The following is a 22,773-nucleotide window of genomic DNA, read 5'->3' as shown; positions in this document are numbered from 1 at the left end:
GTCACCCACCGCTACGTTCAGCCCCATGAGTCTGCTGGTGACGCGACGGCACGTGGATTACGCACGTGTCACCAGCATGGCCTGTCGCCTCGGCTGATCCACCTCGTTCCAGCACCGTCGTCCTCCCTTCGGCGTGCCCTCGTCACCACCCCCAGCCTGACAGGAGCCCCAGCATGTCCTGGTCGTTCGACACCAAGCAGGTCCACTCCGGCGCCGCGCCCGACCCCGCCACCGGCGCCCGGGCCACGCCGATCTACCAGACCACCTCGTTCGTGTTCCGCGACACCGCCCACGGCGCGGCGCTGTTCAGCCTCGCGGAGCCCGGCAACATCTACACCCGCATCAACAACCCCACCCAGGACGTGCTCGAACAGCGGGTCGCGGCGCTGGAGGGCGGCATCGCGGCGGTGGCGTTCGCCTCCGGCCAGGCCGCCGAGACCGCCACGATCCTCAACCTCGCCCGCGCGGGCGACCACCTCGTCTCCAGCGCCTCCCTCTACGGCGGCACCTACAACCTGTTCCACTACACGCTGCCCAAGCTCGGCATCGAGGTGTCCTTCGTGGACGACCCCGACGACCTCGACGCGTGGCGCGCGGCCGTGCGGCCCAACACCAAGGCGTTCTTCGCCGAGTCGCTGGCCAACCCGCGCAGCAACGTGCTCGACATCGAGGGCGTGGCCGAGGTGGCGCACGCGGCGGGCGTGCCCCTGATCGTGGACAACACCGTGCCGACGCCCTACCTGCTGCGGCCCCTGGAGCACGGCGCGGACATCGTGATCCACTCCGCCACCAAGTACCTCGGCGGCCACGGCACCGCCATCGCGGGCGTGGTGGTCGACGGCGGGAAGTTCGAGTTCTCCGACGCCGAGCGGTTCCCGGACTTCAACGAGCCCGACCCCAGCTACCACGGCCTCCAGTACTGGCCCGCGCTCGGCCACGGCGCGTTCGCGGCCAAGCTGCGCGTGCAGGGCCTGCGCGACACCGGCGCGGCCATCGCGCCGCTGACCAGCTTCCTGGTCATCCAGGGCATCGAGACGCTGTCGCTGCGCCTGGAGCGGCACTCGGCCAACGCGCTGGAGCTCGCCCGCTGGCTGGAGTCGCGCGACGAGGTCGAGAAGGTGCACTACGCGGGCCTGGAGTCCAGCCCGTGGCACGATCTGGCGCGCAAGTACCTGCCGAACGGCCAGGGCGGCATCGTGTCCTTCGAGCTGCGCGGCGGCGTCGAGGCGGGCCGGGCGTTCGCGGACGGCCTGGAGCTGTTCAGCCAGCTCGCCAACATCGGCGACGTCCGCAGCCTGGTCATCCACCCGGCCAGCACCACGCACAGCCAGCTCACCCCCGAGGAGCAGGCCGTCGCGGGCGTCACGCCCGGCCTGATCCGGCTGTCGGTCGGCATCGAGGGCGTGGAGGACCTCAAGGCGGACCTGGAGGCGGGCTTCCGCGCCGCCAAGTCGGTGCTGTGACGACCGCTCCGGGCCCCGGAGCCACCGTCGGGGAGACCCCTCGCGCCGCCGGAGGGTGGCGCGAGGGGGACCCCGACGGGCGCAGGCGTTGGTTCCGCGGCGCCCTGCCCGACCTGCCCCTGGCGATCGCCTACGAGACGTGGGGCGAGCCGAACGCGGACCGCTCGAACGCGGTGCTGGTGCTGCACGCGCTGACCGGCGACAGCCACGTGGCGGGCGGGGTCGAGCCGGGCCACCCGACGCCGGGCTGGTGGGACGGCCTGGTCGGGCCGGGGAAGGCGCTGGACCCCGCCGAGTGGTTCGTGGTCGCGCCGAACGTGCTGGGCGGCTGCCAGGGCACCACCGGGCCGTGGGCGACCGCGCCGGACGGCCGGCCGTGGGGCGCGCGGTTCCCCCGCGTGTCGGTGCGGGACCAGGTGGCGGCCGAGGTGCTGCTGGCCGACCACCTGGGCATCGGGGCGTGGGCCGCGGTGCTGGGCGGCTCCATGGGCGGGATGCGCGCGCTGGAGTGGGCGGTGTCCGAGCCCGACCGGGTGCGGTCGCTGCTGGTGCTGGCCGCGCCCGCGGCGTCGACCGCGGAGAACGTCGCGCTCGCCTCGGCCCAGTTGCGCGCCATCGAGCTGGACCCGGTGCGCGGCATGGGCGTGGCCCGGCGGATCGCCCACATCAGCTACCGCAGCGAGCCGGAGCTGGACGCCCGGTTCGGGCGCGAGGTGCAGCCGGACGGGCGGTTCGCGGTCGAGTCCTACCTGGACCACCACGCCGACAAGCTGGCCCGCCGGTTCGACCCGGAGAGCTACGTGGTGCTGACCGAGGCCATGAACGGCCACGACGTGGGCCGGGGCCGGGGCGGCGTGCGGGCGGCGCTGGGCCGGGTCACCGCGCGCACGATCGTGGCGGGCATCGACTCGGACCGGCTCTACCCGCTGCGCCTCCAGCGGGAGATCGCCGACGCCGTGCCCGGCGCCGGCGACCTCCGCGTGGTGACCTCGCCCTACGGCCACGACGCCTTCCTCATCGAGGTCGACCAGGTGGCCAAGCTCGTGGACGAGCTGCTGGAAGGGGTCAGAAGCCCGCGGTGATGCGGGTGAACTCCCAGTCCGGCTGCGCGATCCCCGAGCAGTTCGACGACACCTGGCCGTCGCACCCGCCGCGGTCGCGGTTGACCGCCCAGAACGCGAGGCGGCCCAGCCCGTTGGCCTTGGACCAGTCCCGGATCCTGGTCCAGGCCTGGGTGGTGGTCACCTCGCGCTGGTCGGACAGGCCGTTCATGCCGGAGATGCCGCTGTGCGCGAACGCCTCGGCGTCGGACCACCCGAACGTGGCCTTGAGCCTGTTCTTGAGGCCGGTGACCGCGTTGATCGTGTCCGTCGCGACGTCGGAGCTGCCGAAGTCGAACGGCATGAGCGTGAACACGTCGACGTTCGCGCCGATCGCCGCGGCCCGCTCGATCAGCCGGTTGCCCCAGGAGTTCGGGCCGGTGGTCGTGGTGCCGAAGGTGACGATGGTCTGGATGCCCGGGTTGTTCTGCTTGACGATCTTCAGGGCCTCCAGGATGCGGTCCTGCACGGCGGCGTTCTCGAACTCGTCGGTGTTCTCGATGTCGATGTCGATCACCTTCAGCCCGTAGGCGTCGATGACCTTCTGGTACGCGCCCGCAAGCGCTTGCGGGGTGGAGCAGTTGGGGCCGAGCTTGTTGCCGCTCCAGCCGCCGAACGACGGGATCACGTCGCCGCCGGCCGCGCGGACCTGGTTGATGACCTGCTGGTCGACGCCGCCGGTCAGCGGCCGGGTGCCGTCCCAGGCGGGGTTGCAGCCGCCGGAGGACAGCACGAACGCCAGGGTGAACCACTTGACCCCGGTGGCGCTCATGACGGTCTGCGGCGCGGGCGGGTTGCCCCAGCCGAGGAACAGGTACGGCGCGCCCCGGCCGCCGGGCTGGGGCCGGCCGGGCTGGGTGGTCGCGGTGACCTGGTTGGACGGGCCCGAGGTGTTGCCGGCGGCGTCGCGGGCCCGGACGGTGAAGGTGTGGGCGGTGCTCGGGGTCAGGCCGCTCACCGTGGCCGTGGTGCCGCTGACCGAGGTGGCGACCGCGCCGCCGCGCAGCACGTCGTAGGCGGTCACGCCGACGTTGTCCGTGGCGGCGTCCCAGGCCAGCGACGCGGTGGTGTCGGTGGTGCCGGTGACGCGCAGGCCGCTCGGCGCGCTCGGCGGGGTGGTGTCGCCACCGCCGCCGGTGCAGGGCGAGCCGTTGACGGTGCAGTTGAGCGGCGCGCCCGAGCCGGTGCCGAGGAACCCGAAGGTCACCGAGGCGCCGGCGCCGACCGTGCCGTTGTAGGTGCGGTTGGTGGCAACGTAGTGATCACCCGTGCGGGTGATCAGGGCGTCCCAGTAGGAGCCGACCGCGGTGCCCGCGGGCAGGTCGAACTCGACCCGCCACGACGTGACCGCGGCGGGGCCGCCGTTGGCGACGGTGAACCGGGCCTCGAAGCCGCTGCCCCAGTCCTGGGTCTTGGCGAAGGTCGCGGTGACACCGGGCGCCGCGACCGCGGACGGACCGGTGAGGGCCAGGGAGCCGAGGGCGAGCGCGCTCGCCGTGAGCAACGCGCCCCATCGTGGTGACATGAGGAAGTCTCCTCCTCGTGGGTGGCAGGGATGTCGCGCCCACGAGGAGGCTGGTCTAGACCAATGGTGCTGTCAAGGCTCTGCATCGATCAGGTGCGAGAGTCTGACCAGCGAAAATGGACAGCGGTGCCGGAAACGGTCACTCGTCCAAGGCGGCGGCGATCCACGGGGACACCGGCAGGTCGCGCGTCTGGCACTCGGCGGCGAGCTTCACCGTCCAGCGCAGCGCCTGGAGCACCACGGTGGCCAGCTCCTGCGGCTGACCGTTGGCGAGCGCGATCTCGATCTGCTCGGCCGCCGCCTCCTGGTCGCCGTGCACCTCGGCGAGCAGCGTGCGGATGGCGGTGCGGACCGGGGGGTCGGCGTCGTCGATCGGCACCTCCTGCCCGTCCTCGTCGAAGACCTGCATCTTCACCGGGGTCGCGCCGCCCGACCCGAGCGCGGCGACCATCTCGCTGCACTCGGAGAACAGCAGCAGGACCAGCTCCCGGATCTCCTCGTTGCCCTCCGGGGAACCGCTGAGGTAGCCGGTGACCAGGTCGACCGCGACCGCGTCCTCACCGACCTTGGCGGCGGCCAGGGCCTCGGCGGCCACGGCCTGGAGCCGTGCGCGGCGGTCCGGATCTTGCTGCGGGTGCATGCGGCCATCTTCCGAGGGGAGTAGGTGTGCACAGCTCTTGCCTATTGCCTACCCGGTGGTGTTCGGCTGAAGCAACGCCTTGTCCGGTGGGGTGCTACTCGGGTATGTCGATCCGCGGGGGCATGTGCCGGGGTACCCGGCCGACCTAGCATCAGGCGCATGATCCGCACTTTCCTCCGGGTCGTGCTGCTCCGCGACCGCACGCGGGTCTTCGAGGGCTCCCGGCACCCCCGGCTCGCCGCCGTGCCGGTGCTCGCCTGGGGCCTCGTCGTGGCGATCACCCTGAGCGTGGACTACGTGGACTCCCGCGACCCGGACGGGTGGTGGCCGCTGATCTTCGCGCTGGTCGCCGGCAGCTTCCTGCTGCTGTTCCGCTCGGTGCTGGGCGCGTGGCGGCTGGCCACGGCGGGCCTGCTGGTGGCGCGGATCCTCCAGGACTCCGGCACGGCGCCGCTCGACGGCTGGCACTGGGGCTGGTACCTGCCGGTCCTGCTGGCCGTCGGCGTGCTCCACACCGGGCGGGTCGTGCTGGTCGTCGGCCTGCTCACCACCGCCGCGACCTACCTGGTCGGCGCGCTCACGGGCACGCTCGACCTGTTCACCGTCACCGCGCCGGTGCTGGCGCTGCCGCTCCTGCTCGGGTACGCGTTCGGCTCGCGCGGGCGGGCCGAGCAGCGGTACCACGCCGAGCGGGACGCGAAGGCGGCGCTGGAGGAGCGGGCCCGCATCGCGCGCGAGATGCACGACGTGGTCGCGCACCACATGTCGATGGTCGTGGTGCGCTGCGAGACCGCCCCCTACCGCATCACCGGCCTGCCGGAGGCGGGCCTGCGCGAGTTCGCCGAGCTGGGCGGCGCGGCGCGGGCCGCGATCACCGACATGCAGCGGCTGCTGGGCGTGCTGCGGGCGGCGGACCAGCGGGCCGACCGGCTGCCGCAGCCCGGCCTGGCCGACGTCCGCGCGCTGCACCCCGGGGCCGCGGTGCCCGACGTGGAGGTGCCGGAGGCGGTCGGGCTGACCGCGTACCGGGTGGTGCAGGAGGCGCTGACCAACGCGGCCCGCCACGCGCCCGGCTCGACCACCTCGGTCGAGGTCGGGTTCGAGGCCGGTGGGCTGCGGGTCGTGGTCCGCAACACGGCGGGCGGGCCGTCGCGCGGCGGCGGTGGCGGGCACGGGCTGCGCGGGATGCGCGAGCGGGTGGCGGTGCACGGCGGGTCGGTGGCGGCCGGGCCCACCGACGACGGCGGGTTCGAGGTGCGTGCGACGATCCCGGTGGAGCGGGGGTGACGGCGTGGAGGGGGACGGCGGCGTGAGCGGGGGCGACGGCGTGAGCGGGGGCGGCGGCGTGAGCGGGGGCGGGGACGGCGGCGGCGTGGGCGGGGGTGGCGCGGCGGTGGTCAAGGTGCTGGTGGCCGACGACCAGGAGATGGTCCGCGAGGGGTTCGCGGCCCTGCTGGCGGCCCAGCCCGACATCGAGGTGGTCGGCTCGGCGGGCGACGGCGCGGAGGCCGTGGCGCAGGTGCGGCGGCTGCGGCCGGACGTGGTGCTGATGGACGTGCGGATGCCGGGCACGGACGGCCTGACCGCGACCAGGCTGCTGGCCGACGACCCGGTCCGGGTGCTCGTGCTGACCACCTTCGACCTGGACGACTACGTGTACGAGGCCCTGCGGGCCGGCGCGAGCGGGTTCCTGCTCAAGCACGCGCCGGCGAGCGAGCTGCTGGCCGCGGTGCGGGTGGTGGCGCGCGGCGAGGCGCTGCTCGCGCCCTCGGTGACCAAGCGGCTCATCGAGGACTTCGTCAAGTCGCGGCCGGCGCGGGTGGTGCGGCCCGCGTCGCTGGGCGCGCTCACCGAGCGGGAGACCGAGGTGCTCGGGCTGGTCGCGCGGGGCCTGTCGAACGCCGAGATCGCCGCGCACCTGGTGCTGGCCGAGCAGACGGTCAAGACGCACGTGAGCCGGGTGCTGATGAAGCTCGGCCTGCGCGACCGGGCCCAGGCCGTGATCGCGGCCTACGAGTCCGGGCTCGTGGTACCCGGGTAGGGCCGGCGGAACGGCACCGCGGTGTGACGCCCCGGGGCCCGTGGTCTTCCTAGGTTTCCGGGCATGACGGGGAAGATCGCTCTGCTGGCGGCGTTGCTGGTGCTCGCCGCGCCCGGGGGTGGGCCGCCTCCCTTCACCCCGCGCGTCGAGGTGCTGGGTGACCTGGCGCGGGCGGCGCACGTGGTCGTGCTCGTGCCGGGCTCCGATGTGGACGGTCCGCGGTTCGCCGGCACCGTCGGGCGGATGGCGCGCGAGCTGCGGGCCGAGGCCGGGCGGGACGACCTCGCGGTGGTCGCCTGGCTCGGCTACCGGACCCCGTCGGGCCTCGGCGTCGACGCGGCGGGCGGGCGGCTGGCCAGGGCGGGCGCGCGGGCGCTCGACGCGTACGTGCGGGGCCTGCCGGGCCACGTGCGCCTGGTGTGCCACAGCTACGGCGCGGTGGTGTGCTCGCTGGCCCGGCCGCGGGTCGAGGACCTGGTGTTCCTCGGTTCGCCGGGGGTGCGCGCGGACTCGGCGGCCGAGTTCGGCGACACGCGGGTGTGGGCGGCCCGGGGCGGGCGGGACTGGGTGCGGTGGGTGCCCGCGGTCCGGCTGGGCGACCTGGGGCACGGCGCGGACCCGGTGGGACCCGGGTTCGGCGCGCGGGTCTTCGACGCCGGTGACGCCGGGCACGACGGGTACTTCCGCGCGGGGTCGGCCCCGCTGCGGGCGGTGGCGCGGATCGCGGTGGGTGAGGAGCCGTGAGCGCGCCGGGGGAGCGGGACCGGGCGGTCGACGCCACGCGGGCGCTGGCGGTCGGCGGGGTGGTGCTGGGCCACTGGCTGGTGACGGCGCCGGTGCTGACCGCCGACGGCCTGGTGGTGGACAGCCCGCTGCGGTGGGTGCCGGAGCTGGCGCCGCTGACCTGGGTGCTCCAGGTGCTGGGGCTGTTCTTCTTCGTCGGCGGTTTCGGCGCGGCGCGCGGCGCGACGCCGTGGTGGCGGCGGGCGCGGCGGCTGGTCGCGCCGGTGGCGGTGCTGCTGGGCGCGTGGGCGCTGGTCCTGTTCGGACTGTCGTTGCGCGGGCTGCCGCAGCAGACGGTGTGGACGGCCGGGTACCTGGTCGTCACGCCGCTGTGGTTCCTCGTCGTGCACCTGCTGCTGTCGGCGCTCACGCCGGTGCTGGCGCGGCTCGGGTGGTGGGGCGTGGCCGTGCCCGTCGCGCTGGTGGCGCTGGACGCGGGGTGGGCGGGTGCGGGGTGGGTGGGCGCGGGGTGGGTGAACGTGGTCGCGGTGTGGTGCGTGCCGTGGCAGTTGGGCGTGCTGGTGGCCCGGCACGGGTGGCGCAGGTCGTGGGGCGCGGCGCTGTTCGGGGTTGGCGCGGTCGCGTTCGCCGGGCTGCTGGCGCTGGGGTGGCCGGCGAGCGCGGTGGGCGTGCCGGGCGCGGTGGAGTCGAACCTGTCGCCGCCGTCGGCCGCGGCGCTGGCGCTGGCCGTGGCGCAGGTCGGGCTGGTGCTGCTGGTGCGGCCGAGGTTCCGGGCGCCCGCGGTGAACGCCAAGGCGCTGCCGGTGTTCCTGGCGCACCAGAGCGCGCTGCTGGTGGTGGTGCTGGTGGGGTCGGCGTTCGGGTCGCTGCGCGGCCTCAACACGGTGCCCTCGGACGGGCTATGGGTGCTGGAGCGCCTCACGTGGCTGCCGGTGTTCCTCGGCGTGTGCCTGCTCCTGCTTCGGCAGCGCCGCCAGCAGCGCGAGCACGATCGTCGCGCCGTGCAGGGCGATCTCCGCGGCGGTCGGCCGGAGCACCAGCAGCGGCGGCACGCAGGCCAGCGCGGTCAGCAGCCAGGGGCGGCGGGTGTGGCAGCCGCCCGAGTGGGCGGTGTGCAGCAGGTACCAGCCGAGCAGCAGGTGGATCAGGTTCTGCAGCGGGTCGACCCGGAACACCACCAGCACGTCCGCCGCGCCCGAGAAGCCGGTGACGACGAACCCGAGCACGCCCAGCGCGCCGTAGCCGACGCCGAGGGTGACGGCCAGCCGGGTGCGGTGGGTCTCCCTGGTCCGGCACGGCGGGTGGGTGGCGCCGCGCTCGAAGCGGTGGAACAGCAGCAGCACGGGCAGGAGCAGCAGCACGAGCACGGCCGTCCAGCGGGGCCGGTGGACGACCCAGCCGAACGCGGCGGGCCCGTCGAGCACGCCGAGCAGCCCGACCACGGCGGCGAGGGCGGTGAGGTAGCCGAGGTAGACCGTCATCGGCGCGGTGCGGGCGAACTCGACGACCCGCCACTGCCGGTGCCCCTCCAGCCACGCGGCCACGCGGGGGCGCAGCAGCAGCACCACGCAGATCTGGGCCAGGCCGAGCACCAGCAGGCAGACGGTGGGCGGGGTGAGGTTGGAGGTCCGCTCGCCGGGCAGCGCCATCATGGTGCGCGGGTAGCCGCCGACCGTGATCAGCGCCAGCAGCACGGGCACGGCGGCGACCGCGAGCAGGGCGAGGGCGCGGCGGGGCAGGCGCAGCAGGCTGCCGTCGGCGTAGTGGAACCCGAGCTGCTGGAGCAGCAGCGCGCCGAGGAGCAGGTTGAGGTGGCCGCCGGTGCGCCAGTCGAAGCCGATGCGCAGCGCGTCGACCAGGATCATCAGGGCGACCAGCGCGACCGGCGCGAGCAGGCGGGCGTCGCGGTGCAGCCGGGCCATGACCGGGGTGGCGGCCACCGCGACGAGGTAGAGGCCGAGGAACCACAGCGGGTGGGCGATGAGCCTGCCGAACAGCTCGACCCGGGACTTGTCCACGTCGAGCAGTTCGAGGGGCAGCGGCAGGACCAGCCAGGCCAGCACGAACGCCAGCACCGGGCGCAGCAGCCACGAGGTGCGGGCGGCCAGGTAGCGGCCGTAGCCGCCGTGCTCGGCCTGGACGGCGTGCCAGCTGACCAGGTTGGCGTGGCCGCCCGCGAAGTAGAAGACCGGGGTGGCCTGGAGGAACCAGGTGAGCAGCCACAGCCAGTGGGCGCTCGCGCCCGCCCAGTGCGTCACGGTCAGCACCGACTGGCCGATGACGACCAGGCCCAGGGCGGCCAGGCGCAGGAAGGTGGCGTAGCGGTCGGGCTGCCTGGGCTCCGGCCGCGGTCCGGGCGGCCCGCGGCGGCCCGGCAGGCGGGCGACGAGCAGGAAGACGACGACGGCGCTGCCGAAGCCCCAGGCCAGCACCGGTTCGTGCCCCGGCGGGCCCCAGCGCTGGCGCCAGGAGTTGAACTCGAGGCCCGCGGTGTAGAGCTGGGCGGTGGCGTGGCACCGGCCGGCGTTGCCCCGGGGGTTGCGGTCGCACTGGGCGTCCATGTCCAGGGTGAGGCGGGTGTCCAGGGCCTCGCGCGCCTGCCGGTCGAGGGGGCGGCCCTTGCTCTCGGCGTAGCGGAGGAGGTCGTAGCCCAGGTCGTGGGCCTTGCAGAAGGCGCCGAAGTCCCACTCGGTGTCGCCGGCGGGGCCGGAGCAGCCGCCGCCGGGGTCGATGGCGCGGGTGGTGCCGTCCGGGGCGGTGACGACCCGCGGGGTGCGGTGCACGACCTCGGTGAAGTCGGCGGGGAACTCGGCCAGGGGGCTGGCGGCGGAGGGGTTCGCCAGCGCGGTGACGGCGCGGGCGGCGACGGCGACGTCCCCGGTGAGCGGCGGTGGGTCGGTGGCGCCCGCGGGGCGGGAGGCGATGACGCCGCAGGCGAAGACGGCCAGGGTGATCAGGGTGAACCGGAACCAGGCCGGTAAGCGGGCGAACGACCGGAAGCCCGGCCACCCCCCGGTGGTCTTCCCCTCTGCGTCACCCATCGGCCGTCCAGGCTACGGACCGGCGTCGCGCGCCGCCAACCCGTTGCGCCCCCGGTCGCGGTGGGGCCCGCCCCACCGCCGATCGGCCGATCGGCGCCAGGTCGCTCAGGCGATCGCGCCCGACAGGGAGGCCAGCGCCATCCGGGAGAGCAGCTTCGCCATCTGCTCCCGGTCCAGGTGGGCGCTGTGCGGCGTGGAGTTGATCAGGCCGAACACGGCGTGCGCGGCGGCCCGCGCGGTCGGCTCGTCGACCTCCGGCGAAGTCTTGCGGATCGTCTCGACCCACACCTCCACGTAGCGCCGCTGGAGCGCTCTCACCAGCCGCCGGTCGGGGTCGGTCAGGTTGGCCAGGTTCCGGATCTGCACGGTGATCAGCGCCGGGTCGTCCAGCGCGAAGTCGACGTGCCAGCGGATCAGCTCGCGCAGCGCGTGCTCCGGGTCGCGGGACGCCGCGACGCGCGCCAGCCCGCCGTCGAGCAGGCGTTCGCTGATCTGCGTGAGCATTTCTCCCAGCATCGCGTCCTTGCTGCGGAAATGCCGGTAGAGCGCCGGTCCGGAAATGCCCACCGCCGCGCCGATGTCGTCGATGCCGACACCGTGGAAGCCGTGCCGGGCGAACAGTTCGGCGGCGGCGGCCAGGATCTGGTCACGGCGGCTCTGCTTCACGGGTACGTCCGGCACGGCACCCATCTTAAGCGGCCGGCCCACCTGAGGTAAACGACCGTTAACTCCAGTGCCACGTGGAGATCGTTTACTACTTTCAGTAACGCGACGTTAACTCTTGACCCACTCTTCTTGATCAGGTCTACCTGCTGGTACCTGTTGTTGTGCACTGCATCACACCCTGCGTTGTTTCCCTCCGGGAGGCTCCGATGCGCCTTGTCAAAACCCTGTCCAGCGCCGCGGTCGCGATCGCCGCGTCGCTGGCGCTCGTCACGCCGGCCCAAGCGGCCGGCGCCAATTACGTCGCGCTCGGCGACTCCTACTCCTCGGGGACCGGAACCGGCACCTACTACAGCGACTCCGGCAGCTGCAAGCGCAGCCAGTACGCCTACCCGGCGCTCTGGGCCGCCGCGAACGCGCCCGCGTCGTTCCGGTTCGTCGCCTGTTCCGGCGCCCGCACCGGCGACGTGCTGAACAACCAGGTCAGCGCGCTCAGCGCGTCGACCTCCCTGGTCAGCATCTCGGTCGGCGGCAACGACGCCGGCTTCTCCGACGTGATCACGACCTGCACCCTGGGCACGGACGCGACCTGCACCAACCGCGTCAACCAGGCCAAGGCCTACGCCACCGGCACCCTGCCCGGCCTGCTCGACAACGTCTACACCCAGATCCGCAACCGCGCGCCGTCCGCCAAGGTCGTCGTGCTGGGCTACCCGCGCCTCTACAAGGTGCCGGGCACCTGCTCGGTCGGCCTGAGCGACACCAAGCGGGCCGCGATCAACTCCGCCTCCGACACCCTGCACCAGGTCATCTCGGCCCGCGCGGCGGCAAAGTCGTTCGCCTACCGCGACCTGCGCGGCGCGTTCACCGGTCACGAGATCTGCTCGTCGGACTGGTGGCTGAACAGCCTGTCCTGGCCGGTCGAGGAGTCCTACCACCCGAACCGCAACGGCCAGCGCCTCGGCTACCTGCCGCAGTTCAGCTCCGCAGCCGGCTGACAAAGGACAGATAACAAATAACAGATAACAGATTTTGTCAGTGATCTGCAGTGCGCTCGTCGGGCGCACCGAAGAGGGGGCCGCAGCCGCGGTCCCCTCTTGCTTGTCCGGTGCCGTTAACAGGCGCTAACATCCTCGTAGGTTAACGACGGCTAACCACGAGGAGCCCATGGACGCCCCGGTGCTGCGCAGCGCGGCCGACAAGTCGGCCGACGCCTTCCGGCGCTACCACGACGAGCACGCGCGCCTGGTGGACGAGTTGCGCGCCAAGCTCCGCGACGCCGCGCGCGGCGGACCGGAGAAGGCCCGCGAGCGGCACGTGGCGCGCGGCAAGCTGCTGCCCCGCGACCGCGTCGACACCCTGCTCGACCCCGGCTCGCCGTTCCTCGAACTCTCGCCGCTGGCCGCGGGCGGCATGTACGGCGACGAGGCGCCCGCCGCGGGCGTCATCACCGGCGTGGGCCGCGTGTCGGGCCGCGAGGTCGTGGTCGTCGCCAACGACGCCACCGTCAAGGGCGGCACCTACTACCCGATGACGGTCAAGAAGCACCTCCGCGCCCAGGAGGTGGCGCTGCACAACAACCTGCCGTGCGTCTACCTGGTGGACTCCGGCGGCGCGTTCCTGCCGAAGCAGGACGAGGTGTTCCCCGACCGCGAGCACTTCGGCCGCATCTTCTTCAACCAGGCCACCATGTCCGCCCGGGGCATCGCGCAGGTCGCGGCCGTCCTCGGCTCGTGCACGGCGGGCGGCGCGTACGTGCCCGCCATGTCCGACGAGGCGGTCATCGTGCGGAACCAGGGCACGATCTTCCTCGGCGGCCCGCCCCTGGTGAAGGCCGCGACCGGCGAGGTCGTCACGGCCGAGGAGCTGGGCGGCGGCGAGCTGCACTCGCGCACCTCCGGCGTCACCGACCACCTCGCCGAGAACGACGAGCACGCGCTGCGCATCGTGCGCTCCATCGTCGGCACGCTGGGCCCCCGCCCGCCGCGCCCCTGGCGGGTCGAGCCGGCCGTCGAGCCGGCCGCGGACCCCGCCGAGCTGTACGGCGTGGTGCCCACCGACAGCCGCACCCCCTACGACGTGCGCGAGGTCATCGCCCGCGTGGTCGACGGCAGCCGGTTCCAGGAGTTCAAGAAGGACTACGGCGCCACGCTGGTCACCGGGTTCGCCCGCATCCACGGCCACCCGGTCGGCATCGTCGCCAACAACGGCGTGCTGTTCGGCGAGTCCGCGCTGAAGGGCGCGCACTTCATCCAGCTCTGCGACCAGCGCTCCGTGCCGCTGGTGTTCCTCCAGAACATCAGCGGGTTCATGGTCGGCCGCGAGTACGAGGCGGCGGGCATCGCCAAGCACGGCGCGAAGATGGTGACCGCGGTGGCGTGCGCGCGGGTGCCGAAGTTCACCGTGGTGATCGGCGGGTCGTTCGGCGCGGGCAACTACTCGATGTGCGGGCGGGCCTACTCGCCCCGGTTCCTGTGGATGTGGCCGAACGCCCGCATCTCGGTGATGGGCGGCGAGCAGGCGGCGTCGGTGCTGGCCACCGTGCGGCGCGACCAGCTCGGCGACGCCTGGTCCGCCGAGGACGAGGAGGCGTTCAAGGCCCCGATCCGGCGGCAGTACGAGGACCAGGGCAACCCGTACTACTCCACGGCCCGGCTGTGGGACGACGGCGTGATCGACCCGATGGACACCCGGACCGTCCTGGGCCTCGCGCTGTCCGCCGCGGCCAACGCCCCGATCGAGCCCGTTTCCTACGGCGTCTTCCGGATGTGATGGGGATGTTCGAGTCGGTTCTGGTGGCCAACCGCGGCGAGATCGCGGTGCGGGTGGTCCGCGCCCTGCGGCGGTTCGGCATCCGGTCGATCGCCGTCTACAGCGACGCGGACGCCGACGCGCTGCACGTGCGGCTGGCGGACGAGGCGGTGCGGCTCGGGCCGGCGGCGGCGCGGGAGAGCTACCTGTCGATCGAGCGGGTGGTCGGGGCCGCGGTGTCGACGGGCGCGCGGGCCGTGCACCCCGGGTACGGGTTCCTGGCCGAGAACGCCGAGTTCGCGCGGGCCTGCGAGAAGGCGGGCCTGGTGTTCATCGGGCCGCCCGCCGAGGCGATCGAGGCGATGGGCGACAAGATCCGCGCCAAGCTGACCGTGGCGGCGGCCGGCGTGCCCGTGGTGCCGGGGCGGACCGCGGTCGGCATGACCGACGACGACCTGGTGGAGGCGGCCGGCGAGATCGGGTTCCCGGTGCTGCTGAAGCCGTCCGCGGGCGGCGGCGGCAAGGGGATGCGGCTGGTCCACGAGCCGTCCGGGCTGCGGGACGCGATCGAGTCGGCGCGGCGCGAGGCGCGCGGGTCGTTCGGGGACGACGCCCTGCTCATCGAGCGGTTCGTGACCAACCCGCGGCACGTCGAGATCCAGGTGCTGGCCGACGCGCACGGCGGCGTCACCCACCTCGGCGAGCGCGAGTGCAGCCTCCAGCGGCGGCACCAGAAGATCATCGAGGAGGCGCCGTCGCCGCTGCTCACGCCCGAGGTGCGGGAGGCGATGGGCCGGGCGGCGGTGGAGGCGGCGCGGTCCGTCGGGTACGTCGGCGCGGGCACGGTGGAGTTCATCGTCGACGGCGCCTCCGGCGACTACTTCTTCATGGAGATGAACACCCGGCTCCAGGTCGAGCACCCGGTCACGGAGCTGGCCACCGGCGTGGACCTGGTCGAGCAGCAGTTGCGCGTCGCGGCGGGGGAGCACCTCCGGCTCGGCGAGGTGAGGCTCCGGCGGCACGCCGTGGAGGCGCGCGTCTACGCGGAGGACCCGGCGCGCGGGTTCCTGCCGACCGGCGGCACCGTGCTGGCGCTGGAGGAGCCCGCGGACGTGCGGGTGGACTCGGCGCTGCGGGTCGGGCTGACCGTCGGCAGCGACTACGACCCGATGCTGGCCAAGGTCGTCGCGTCCGGCGACACGCGCGAGGAGGCGTTGCGGCGGTTGGACGCCGCGCTCGGGCGCATGGTGCTGCTGGGCGTGACGACGAACATCCCGTTCCTGCGGGCGCTGCTGAAGGACCCGGACGTGCGCGCGGGCGCGCTGGACACCGGCCTGGTCGAGCGCAAGCTGGACGAGCTGGTGGCCGTCGACCGGCCGGACGAGGTGCTGGCCGCGGCGGCGCTGGAGCGTCAGCTCTCGCTGCGCGGCGACGACCCGTGGGAGCGCGTCGACGGGTGGCGCGTCGGCGAGCACGCGTGGACCACGTGGCTGATCGACGGCGTGCCGGTGCGCGTGCGCGGCGACGAGGTCTCGGTCGACGGCGGGGAACCGTTGCGGCTCAAGGTCTCCGCGGAGGACGGCGCGCTGGTGGTCGGCACCCGCCGGTACGCGGTGGCCAGGTCCGGCGACGTGCTGTGGCTCGGCGCGGACGGGTGCTCGTGGGCGCTGACCGAGACCCTGCCGTCCGAGGTCGCGGCGGCCGGCGGTGGCGGCGCGGGCGGACCGGTGACCAGCCCCATGCCGGGCACGGTGCTCGTGGCGCGCGCGTCCGCCGGTGACGAGGTGGTCGCGGGGCAGCCGCTGTTCGTGGTCGAAGCGATGAAGATGGAGCACACCGTCACGGCCCCCGTGGCCGGCGTGCTCGCCGAAGTTCACGTCCGGGCGGGCCAACAGGTCGCGCTGGACCAAACCCTTGCCGTCGTCGTGCCCCACCAGGAGTGAGCGATGTTGGACTTCCGCCTTGACGAGGAACACGAGGCGCTGCGCAAGACCGTCGAGGAGTTCGCGCGCGCGGAGGTGGCGCCCGTGATCGGCGGGTTCTACGAGCGCGAGGAGTTCCCGTACGAGATCGTCGCCAAGATGGGGCGGATGGGCCTGTTCGGGCTGCCGTTCCCCGAGGAGCACGGCGGCATGGGCGGCGACTACTTCGCGCTGTGCCTGGCGCTGGAGGAGTTGGCGCGGGTCGACTCGTCGGTGGCGATCACGCTGGAGGCCGGTGTGTCGCTGGGCGCGATGCCGGTGTACCGGTTCGGGTCGGACGAGCAGAAGGCGCGGTGGCTGCCGAGCCTGGCTTCGGGCGAGGTGCTGGGCGCGTTCGGCCTCACCGAGCCGGGCGGCGGGTCGGACGCGGGCGCGCTGCGCACCACCGCCGTGCTCGACGGGGACGAGTGGGTGATCAACGGGACCAAGGCGTTCATCACCAACTCGGGCACGGACATCACCGGCCTGGTGACGGTCGCGGCCGTGACCGGGCGGCGGGAGAACGGGAAGCCGGAGATCTCGGCGATCATCGTGCCGACCGGCACGCCCGGGTTCACCGTGTCGCGCAAGTACTCCAAGGTCGGGTGGAACGCGTCGGACACGCGCGAGCTGTCGTTCCAGGACTGCCGCGTGCCGGTGGGGAACCTGGTCGGTGAGCGGGGGCGCGGGTACGCGCAGTTCCTCCAGACCCTGGACGAGGGCCGCATCGCCATCGCCGCGATCGGCGTGGGGCTCGCGCAGGGCTGCGTGGACGAGTGCCTGGGGTACGTGGGCGAGCGCGAGGCGTTCGGCCGCAAGATCGGCGAGTACCAGGCGATCCAGTTCAAGATCGCCGAGATGGAGGCCCGCGCCCACACCTCGAGGCTCGCGTACTACCAGGCGGCGTCGAAGATGCTGCGCGGCGAGCCGTTCAAGAGGGAGGCGGCGATCGCGAAGCTGGTGTCGTCGGAGGCGGCGATGGACAACGCGCGCGAGGCGACCCAGATCTTCGGCGGGTACGGGTTCATGAACGAGTTCCCGGTGGGGCGGTTCTACCGGGACGCGAAGATCCTGGAGATCGGCGAGGGGACCAGCGAGGTCCAGAAGATGCTGATCGCCCGGGAGCTGGGGCTGAAGTAGCGCTCCTCGCGGTGACCGTTGGTCAACACCCGGCAGGGCTGTAGCCCTGCCGGGTGTTGTTCCTGTTGCCGTTCGCGCGGTTGGCCGATGCCGCCGAAGGTGCCGAAGAGGCGCGGTTGCCGGTCGAGCAGGCGGATCAACCCCGGCCAGGTTGTTCTCACGTACTTCGGCGTGCCCCACGACTTCCCCGCCGACGCCGAAGTGCCCCTGGACACCGTGCGCGAGGCCATGTGGGAGCTGCTCACCACCGGCGGCGAGCGGCCGACCTGCGTGACCTGGCAGGAGGACCGCCGGTAGACCACCCCCGGGAACCGGCTAGAACCGCCCGTGCCGCCCCTCGCCCGCCAGGAACCGCCGCAACCCGCTCCCCACCTCCCGCAACGACACCACCCCGTGGTCCCGCTCGTTCGCCAACGCCTCCTCCTCCGTCAGGTCCTCCTGCTCCAGCACCGACAACCGGTCCCGGCGCAGGCACCCCTGGGGGAACCCGGCGACCTGCGCGGCCAGCTCCTCGGCCGCCGCCCGGCAGGTGCCGTTCGGCACGACCCGGTTCGCCAGGCCGATCCGCAGCGCCTCGCCGGAGTGCACGGGCCGGCCGGTCAGGACCAGGTCCAGCGCCCGTGACGTCCCGATCAGCCTCGGCAACCGCACCGTGCCGCCGTCGATCAGGGGCACGCCCCACCGGCGGCAGAACACGCCGAACACCGCGTCCTCGTCCACCACCCTCAGGTCGCACCACAGGGCCAGTTCGAGGCCGCCCGCCACGGCGTGGCCCGACACGGCGGCGATCACCGGCTTCGACAGGCGCAGCCTGGTCGGCCCCATCGGCCCGGACGCCGACATCGGGTCGTTGCCCCGGGCCGTGCCCACCGCCTTCAGGTCCGCCCCCGAGCAGAACGTGCCGCCCTCGCCGTGCAGCACGGCCACGGACGCGGTCGGGTCCTCGTCGAACTCGCGGAACACCTCGGTCAGGGTGTGGGCGGTCGGCCCGTCGACCGCGTTGCGCACCTCCGGGCGGTTCAGCAGGACCGTGAACACCGGTCCCGACCGCTCCACTCGCACCGCGCTCACAGCTCGGGCAGCCCCCGTTCCACGATCGCGCCGAAGTCGACGCCGCGCGGCAGCGTGCCGAACGCCGCGCCCCGGTCGCCGGCCAGCCGGGACGCGCAGAACGCGTCCGCCACCGCCGGGTGCCCGAACCGCACCAGCAGCGAGCCCTGCAGCGCCAGCGCCATCCGCTCCACCAGCCTGCGCGCCCGGACCTCCAGGTCACCGGTGTCCGCCAGCTCGTCCTTGAGCGCCGCCACGGCGCCGTCCAGCCGCCGGTCGGCGCCCCGGGCCGCGTCCAGCTCGGCGAGGAACTCCGCCACCGCGTCGGGGGAGCGCCCGAGCACCCGCAGCACGTCCAGCGCCGCCACGTTGCCCGAGCCCTCCCAGATGGACATCAGCGGCGACTCGCGGAACAGCCGGGGCATCCCGGAGTCCTCGATGTACCCGTTGCCGCCCAGGCACTCCAGCGCCTCGGCCGCGTGCGCCGGGCCGCGCTTGCACACCCAGTACTTGGTCACCGCCAGCCCGAGCCGGCTGCGCCCGCCCGCCAGCCACAGCGCCGCCGTGGTCGCGGCCTCCGACTCCACGGCCAGGTCGGCGAGCACGTTGCGCATCGCGGGCTGGTCGACCAGGAGCGCGCCGAACGCGCCGCGGTGCGCCGCGTGGTGCGCGGCCTGGACCAGCCCCGCCCGCATCCCGGCGGCCGTGCCGATCACGCAGTCCAGCCGCGTCGTGTTGACCATCTCGATGATGGTCCGCACGCCCCGGCCCTCCTCGCCGACCAGCCAGCCGACCGCCTCGTCGTACTCGACCTCCGCCGACGCGTTGGACCTGTTGCCCAGCTTGTCCTTCAGGCGCTGGAGGAACACCGCGTTGCGCGTCCCGTCCGGCAGCACGCGCGGCACCAGGAAGCACGACAGGCCGCCCGGCGCCTGCGCCAGCGTCAGGAACAGATCCGACATCGGGGCCGAGGTGAACCACTTGTGCCCGGTCAGCAGGTACCCGTCCCCGTTCGGCACGGCGCGCGTGGTGTTCGAGCGCACGTCCGAGCCGCCCTGCTTCTCGGTCATCGACATGCCCGCGATGAGCCCGCGCTTGCCCTCGGGCGCGCGCAGGCCGAAGTCGTACTCGCGGGAGGCCAGCAGCGGCTCGAACCGCGCCGCCAGGTCCGGCGACACGCGCAGCGCGGGCACGGAGGCGTAGGTCATCGAGATCGGGCACCCGTGCCCGGCCTCGGCCTGGCTCCACACGTAGAACTTCGCGGCCCGCGCCACGTGCGCGCCGGGCCGGTCGTCCCGCCACGGCGAGGCGTGCAGGCCGTGCCGCACGGCGGTGGTCATCAGCCGGTGCCAGGCCGGGTGGAACTCGACCTCGTCGATCCGGCGCCCGTACCGGTCGTGGGTGCGCAGCACGGGCGGGTGGGCGTTGGCGAGCCGGCCCAGGTCCTGGACCTCGGCCGTGCCGGCCAGCGCGCCCAGCTCGCGCAGCTCCGGTTCCGCCCACCCCGCGCCGCCCCGGTGCAGGCCGTCCAGCAGCGCCGGGTCGGCGGAGACGTCGTGGCCCTCCAGCGGGGGGACCTGGTTGGTCACCTCGTGCGTGACGCGCGTCATGCACGTCAGAGTACTACTCGCGGGTAACTTCGTGGACCCCGGAAAGTCGGGGGTGCTGATCAAACCGTTCGGGCCTACCGTCGATCCGGTGAGCGATCACGAAGGGGCGGTGGCCGCGCTGCGCGGCCAGTACGCGGCTATCCCGGCGGGCGCACCCGTGCGCCTCGCCAAGTCGACGTCGAACCTGTTCCGGTTCCGCGCCGACCAACCCGGCGGTCTGGACGTGCACCGGTTCAACCGGGTGCTCTCGGTCGACCGCGAGGCCCGGACCGCTCGGGTCCAGGGCATGACCACCTACGAGGACCTGGTCGACGCCACCCTGCCGCACGGCCTGATGCCGCTGGTCGTGCCGCAGCTCAAGACCATCACGCTCGGCGGGGCCGTGGCGGGCCTCGGCATCGAGTCCAGCTCGTACCGCAACGGCCTGCCGCACGAGTCGGTGCGCGAGCTGGAGGTCATGACCGGCGAGGGCGCCGTCGAGGTGGTCAAACCGGGCGACGACCTGTTCCGGGGGTTCCCGAACTCCTACGGCACCCTCGGCTACGCGCTGCGGCTCGACATCGAGCTGGAGCCCGTCTCGCCGTACGTGCGGCTGCGGCACGTGCCGTTCGGCGACGCCGCCGAATGCGCCCGGGTGATCTCCGCGATCTGCGCGGAGGGCGCGTACCTGGGCGAACCGGTCGACTTCGTGGACGGCACGGTGTTCTCGGCGGGCGAGCAGTACCTGACCCTGGGCAACTGGACCGGCACCGCGCCGTGGACCTCCGACTACACCGGCAACCGGATCTACTACCGGTCGATCCAGGAGCGGCGCACCGACTACCTGACCGCGCGCGACTACCTGTGGCGGTGGGACACCGACTGGTTCTGGTGCTCGCGGGCGTTCGGCGTGCAGCGCCCGCTGGTCCGGCGGCTGGTGCCCAAGCGCTACCTGCGGTCGGACGTCTACCGCCGGGTCGTGGCGTGGGACCGGCGGCACCGCTTCTCGGCCCGGCTGAGCAAGGCGGTGGAGGAGCCGGTGATCCAGGACGTGGAGATCCCGGTGGACCGGCTCGCGGAGTTCCTCGACTTCTTCCACCGCGAGATCGGCATCAGCCCGGTGTGGCTGTGCCCGATCCGGCTCCGCGACCGGGCGGGCTGGCCGCTGTACCCGATGGACCCGGACGTGCTGTACGTCAACGTCGGCTTCTGGTCGTCGGTGCCGCTGCGCCCCGACGAGGAGCTGGGCAGCCGCAACCGGCTCATCGAGGCCGAGGTCACCCGGCTGGGCGGGCACAAGTCGCTGTACTCCGACTCCTACTACGGGGAAGAGGAGTTCTGGGACCTCTACGACGGGTCGGCCTACCGGCGGCTCAAGGAGCGCTACGACCCGGACGGGCGGCTGCCCGATCTGTACGCCAAGTGCGTTCTGCGTGGATGAGAGGAGCGTGGTCGTGCGGTTGGCTGAGGTGTTCCAGCGTGCGGTCGGCGGGCGGGACGTCGTCTTCACCGCGTACGACGGGAGCCGGGCGGGGCCCGGCGACGCGGACGTGCGCATCGAGGTCCGCACCCCGCAGGCGCTGTCCTACCTGGCGTCGGCGCCCGGCGAGCTGGGCCTGGCCCGCGCGTACGTGACCGGGCACCTGGAGATCATCGGGGACGTGTACGGGGCGCTGACGCGCCTGTCCGAGCTGTCGCTGCGGGACGTGCCGTGGGGGCAGCGGGTGGGGTTGCTGAGCACCCTGGGCCGGGCCCGGCTGGGCACGAGGGTCGAGCCGCCGCCGCAGGAGCGGCGGTTGCGCGGGCTGCGGCACTCCAAGGCGCGGGACCGCGAGGCCATCGCCCACCACTACGACGTGTCGAACAGGTTCTACGAGTGGCTGCTCGGGCCGTCGATGGCCTACACGTGCGCGGTGTACCCGACGCCGGGGTCCACGTTGGAGCAGGCCCAGTTCGCCAAGCACGACCTGGTGGCGCGCAAGCTGGGCCTGCGGCCGGGGATGCGGCTGCTCGACGTGGGCTGCGGCTGGGGCGGGATGGTCGTGCACGCGGCCCGCGAGTACGGCGTGCGGGCGCTGGGCGTGACGCTGTCGCGCAACCAGGCCGAGTGGGCGCGCAAGGCCATCGCCGAGGCGGGCCTGTCCGACCTGGCCGAGGTGCGGCACCTGGACTACCGGGACGTGCGCGAGGACGGGTTCGACGCGGTCAGCTCCATCGGCCTCACCGAGCACATCGGCAAGGCCAAGCTGCCCGGCTACTTCCGGTCCCTGCACCGGAAGCTGCGCCCCGGCGGCCGGCTGCTGAACCACTGCATCACCCGGCCGGACAACAAGCAGCCCGCCCGGACCGGCGGGTTCATCAACCGGTACGTGTTCCCGGACGGCGAGCTGGTCGGGCCGGGGCACATCGTGTCGCTCGTGCACGACACCGGTTTCGAGGTGCGGCACGAGGAGAACCTGCGCGAGCACTACGCCCTGACCCTGGCGGCGTGGTCGCGGAACCTGGACGAGCACTGGGAGGAGGCGGTGGCGGAGGTCGGCCTGGGCCGCGCCCGCGTGTGGCGGCTGTACCTGGCCGCGTCCCGGCTGGGGTTCGACCGCAACAACATCCAGCTGCACCAGGTGCTGGGCGTGAAGCTGGACGGCACGGACGCGCACATGCCGCTGCGGCCGGAGTGGTGACGGCGCGGGGGTGACCGCTGCCGGGTGACCGCTGCCGGGTGACCGCCCGATCGGCCGCCCCGCCGCCCCGCCGGGTGACCGCTGCCGGGGCGCTCAAGGGTCCACCGCCCTTGAGCGCCCGGTCGGTCCTCACCCGCCCGCGCGCTCAGGCGATCCCGCCGATGATCTGCTGGACCTGGTTCGACGGGATCGCGAACCCGATGCCCACGCTCCCCGCCGCACCGCTCTCCGACGCCGGCGAGTAGATCGCCGAGTTCACGCCCACGACCTCGCCGGCCGCGTCGACCAGCGGACCGCCCGAGTTGCCCGGGTTGATCGAGGCGTCGGTCTGGATCGCCTGGTAGCTCACCGACGCGCCGCGGCGGCCCGTGGTCGCGCCCGGCG

At 73.5% G+C, this 22,773-nt stretch carries 18 protein-coding genes and 2 pseudogenes; 13 read left to right on the top strand and 7 right to left on the bottom strand.

Annotated elements, in window-relative coordinates:
* Window positions 1-170: 170 nt before the first annotated feature.
* Window positions 171-1,463 (top strand): annotated as a pseudogene (locus ACFV4N_RS13845) (bifunctional o-acetylhomoserine/o-acetylserine sulfhydrylase); the annotation flags it as partial.
* Window positions 1,460-2,545 (top strand): homoserine O-acetyltransferase MetX, encoded by a 1,086-nt coding sequence (gene metX, locus ACFV4N_RS13840; RefSeq protein WP_499672867.1) that lies wholly within the window; start codon window positions 1,460-1,462, stop codon window positions 2,543-2,545. The pseudogene ACFV4N_RS13845 and the gene metX, both read left to right, overlap by 4 nt.
* Here metX and ACFV4N_RS13835 read toward each other — a convergent pair.
* Both ACFV4N_RS13835 and ACFV4N_RS13830 read right to left on the bottom strand, forming a co-directional pair.
* On the bottom strand, window positions 2,529-4,088 hold the full coding sequence (locus ACFV4N_RS13835; RefSeq protein ID WP_499672866.1) for a cellulose binding domain-containing protein: 1,560 nt from the start codon (window positions 4,086-4,088) through the stop codon (window positions 2,529-2,531). The genes metX and ACFV4N_RS13835 overlap by 17 nt on opposite strands.
* A 139-nt stretch (window positions 4,089-4,227) precedes the next feature.
* Window positions 4,228-4,728 (bottom strand): hypothetical protein, encoded by a 501-nt coding sequence (locus tag ACFV4N_RS13830; RefSeq protein WP_499672865.1) that lies wholly within the window; start codon window positions 4,726-4,728, stop codon window positions 4,228-4,230.
* Window positions 4,729-4,887: 159 nt separating this feature from the next.
* Here ACFV4N_RS13830 and ACFV4N_RS13825 point away from each other — a divergent pair, with 159 nt between their 5' ends.
* The 4 genes and pseudogenes from ACFV4N_RS13825 to ACFV4N_RS13810 all read left to right on the top strand — a co-directional run.
* Window positions 4,888-6,015: a sensor histidine kinase gene (locus ACFV4N_RS13825; RefSeq protein ID WP_499672864.1), complete on the top strand. Its 1,128-nt coding sequence runs from the start codon at window positions 4,888-4,890 to the stop codon at window positions 6,013-6,015.
* Between the two features lie 106 nt (window positions 6,016-6,121).
* A complete protein-coding gene (locus ACFV4N_RS13820; RefSeq protein WP_499672887.1) occupies window positions 6,122-6,769 on the top strand; it encodes a response regulator transcription factor in 648 nt (215 codons plus the stop codon).
* 63 nt (window positions 6,770-6,832) lie between these two features.
* Window positions 6,833-7,513, top strand: coding sequence for an alpha/beta hydrolase (locus ACFV4N_RS13815; RefSeq protein ID WP_499672863.1), 681 nt, complete (start codon window positions 6,833-6,835; stop codon window positions 7,511-7,513).
* A pseudogene (locus tag ACFV4N_RS13810) lies at window positions 7,510-8,406 on the top strand (acyltransferase family protein); the annotation flags it as partial. The gene ACFV4N_RS13815 and the pseudogene ACFV4N_RS13810, both read left to right, overlap by 4 nt.
* Before the next feature lie 6 nt (window positions 8,407-8,412).
* Here ACFV4N_RS13810 and ACFV4N_RS13805 read toward each other — a convergent pair.
* Together ACFV4N_RS13805 and ACFV4N_RS13800 are read right to left on the bottom strand one after the other, a co-directional pair.
* A complete protein-coding gene (locus ACFV4N_RS13805; protein WP_499672862.1) occupies window positions 8,413-10,554 on the bottom strand; it encodes a phospholipase A2 in 2,142 nt (713 codons plus the stop codon).
* A gap of 105 nt (window positions 10,555-10,659) precedes the next feature.
* A complete protein-coding gene (locus tag ACFV4N_RS13800; protein ID WP_499672861.1) occupies window positions 10,660-11,235 on the bottom strand; it encodes an SACE_7040 family transcriptional regulator in 576 nt (191 codons plus the stop codon).
* A 191-nt stretch (window positions 11,236-11,426) separates the two neighbouring features.
* Here ACFV4N_RS13800 and ACFV4N_RS13795 point away from each other — a divergent pair, with 191 nt between their 5' ends.
* From ACFV4N_RS13795 to ACFV4N_RS13775, 5 genes are all read left to right on the top strand, one after another.
* The gene (locus ACFV4N_RS13795; RefSeq protein WP_499672860.1) at window positions 11,427-12,215 is read left to right on the top strand and encodes an SGNH/GDSL hydrolase family protein; all 789 of its coding nucleotides are present in this window, start codon (window positions 11,427-11,429) and stop codon (window positions 12,213-12,215) included.
* A 169-nt stretch (window positions 12,216-12,384) separates the two neighbouring features.
* Window positions 12,385-13,989 carry a carboxyl transferase domain-containing protein gene (locus ACFV4N_RS13790; RefSeq protein WP_499672859.1) on the top strand — a complete coding sequence of 535 codons (1,605 nt, stop codon included), beginning with the start codon at window positions 12,385-12,387 and terminating at the stop codon, window positions 13,987-13,989.
* Between the two features lie 5 nt (window positions 13,990-13,994).
* A complete protein-coding gene (locus tag ACFV4N_RS13785; RefSeq protein WP_499672858.1) occupies window positions 13,995-15,911 on the top strand; it encodes an acetyl/propionyl/methylcrotonyl-CoA carboxylase subunit alpha in 1,917 nt (638 codons plus the stop codon).
* Window positions 15,912-15,914: 3 nt separating this feature from the next.
* Window positions 15,915-17,069 (top strand): acyl-CoA dehydrogenase family protein, encoded by a 1,155-nt coding sequence (locus ACFV4N_RS13780; protein WP_499672857.1) that lies wholly within the window; start codon window positions 15,915-15,917, stop codon window positions 17,067-17,069.
* Between the two features lie 99 nt (window positions 17,070-17,168).
* Window positions 17,169-17,366, top strand: coding sequence for an Imm1 family immunity protein (locus ACFV4N_RS13775; RefSeq protein WP_499672856.1), 198 nt, complete (start codon window positions 17,169-17,171; stop codon window positions 17,364-17,366).
* A gap of 18 nt (window positions 17,367-17,384) precedes the next feature.
* On the opposite strand, the gene ACFV4N_RS13770 is transcribed toward ACFV4N_RS13775, so the two are convergent.
* Window positions 17,385-18,140: a crotonase/enoyl-CoA hydratase family protein gene (locus ACFV4N_RS13770; protein ID WP_499672855.1), complete on the bottom strand. Its 756-nt coding sequence runs from the start codon at window positions 18,138-18,140 to the stop codon at window positions 17,385-17,387.
* A complete protein-coding gene (locus tag ACFV4N_RS13765; protein WP_499672854.1) occupies window positions 18,137-19,729 on the bottom strand; it encodes an acyl-CoA dehydrogenase family protein in 1,593 nt (530 codons plus the stop codon). Before ACFV4N_RS13765 ends, ACFV4N_RS13770 begins: the two co-directional genes overlap by 4 nt.
* Before the next feature lie 88 nt (window positions 19,730-19,817).
* On the opposite strand from ACFV4N_RS13765, the gene ACFV4N_RS13760 reads away from it, so the two are divergent.
* Together ACFV4N_RS13760 and ACFV4N_RS13755 are read left to right on the top strand one after the other, a co-directional pair.
* Entirely contained in the window at window positions 19,818-21,149 is a 1,332-nt protein-coding gene (locus tag ACFV4N_RS13760) for an FAD-binding oxidoreductase (RefSeq protein ID WP_499672853.1), read from the top strand.
* A gap of 13 nt (window positions 21,150-21,162) precedes the next feature.
* Window positions 21,163-22,389: a class I SAM-dependent methyltransferase gene (locus ACFV4N_RS13755; RefSeq protein WP_499672852.1), complete on the top strand. Its 1,227-nt coding sequence runs from the start codon at window positions 21,163-21,165 to the stop codon at window positions 22,387-22,389.
* 145 nt (window positions 22,390-22,534) lie between these two features.
* Here ACFV4N_RS13755 and ACFV4N_RS13750 read toward each other — a convergent pair.
* A partial coding sequence (locus ACFV4N_RS13750; RefSeq protein WP_499672851.1) for a S1C family serine protease occupies window positions 22,535-22,773 on the bottom strand: 239 nt, incomplete at its 5' end.

Source organism: Actinosynnema sp. NPDC059797, from assembly GCF_042732085.1.
In the GTDB taxonomy this organism is placed as follows: domain Bacteria; phylum Actinomycetota; class Actinomycetes; order Mycobacteriales; family Pseudonocardiaceae; genus Actinosynnema.
Note: the sequence above shows the minus strand (reverse complement) of the source record. Positions and strands in the feature narration are given on the sequence as shown.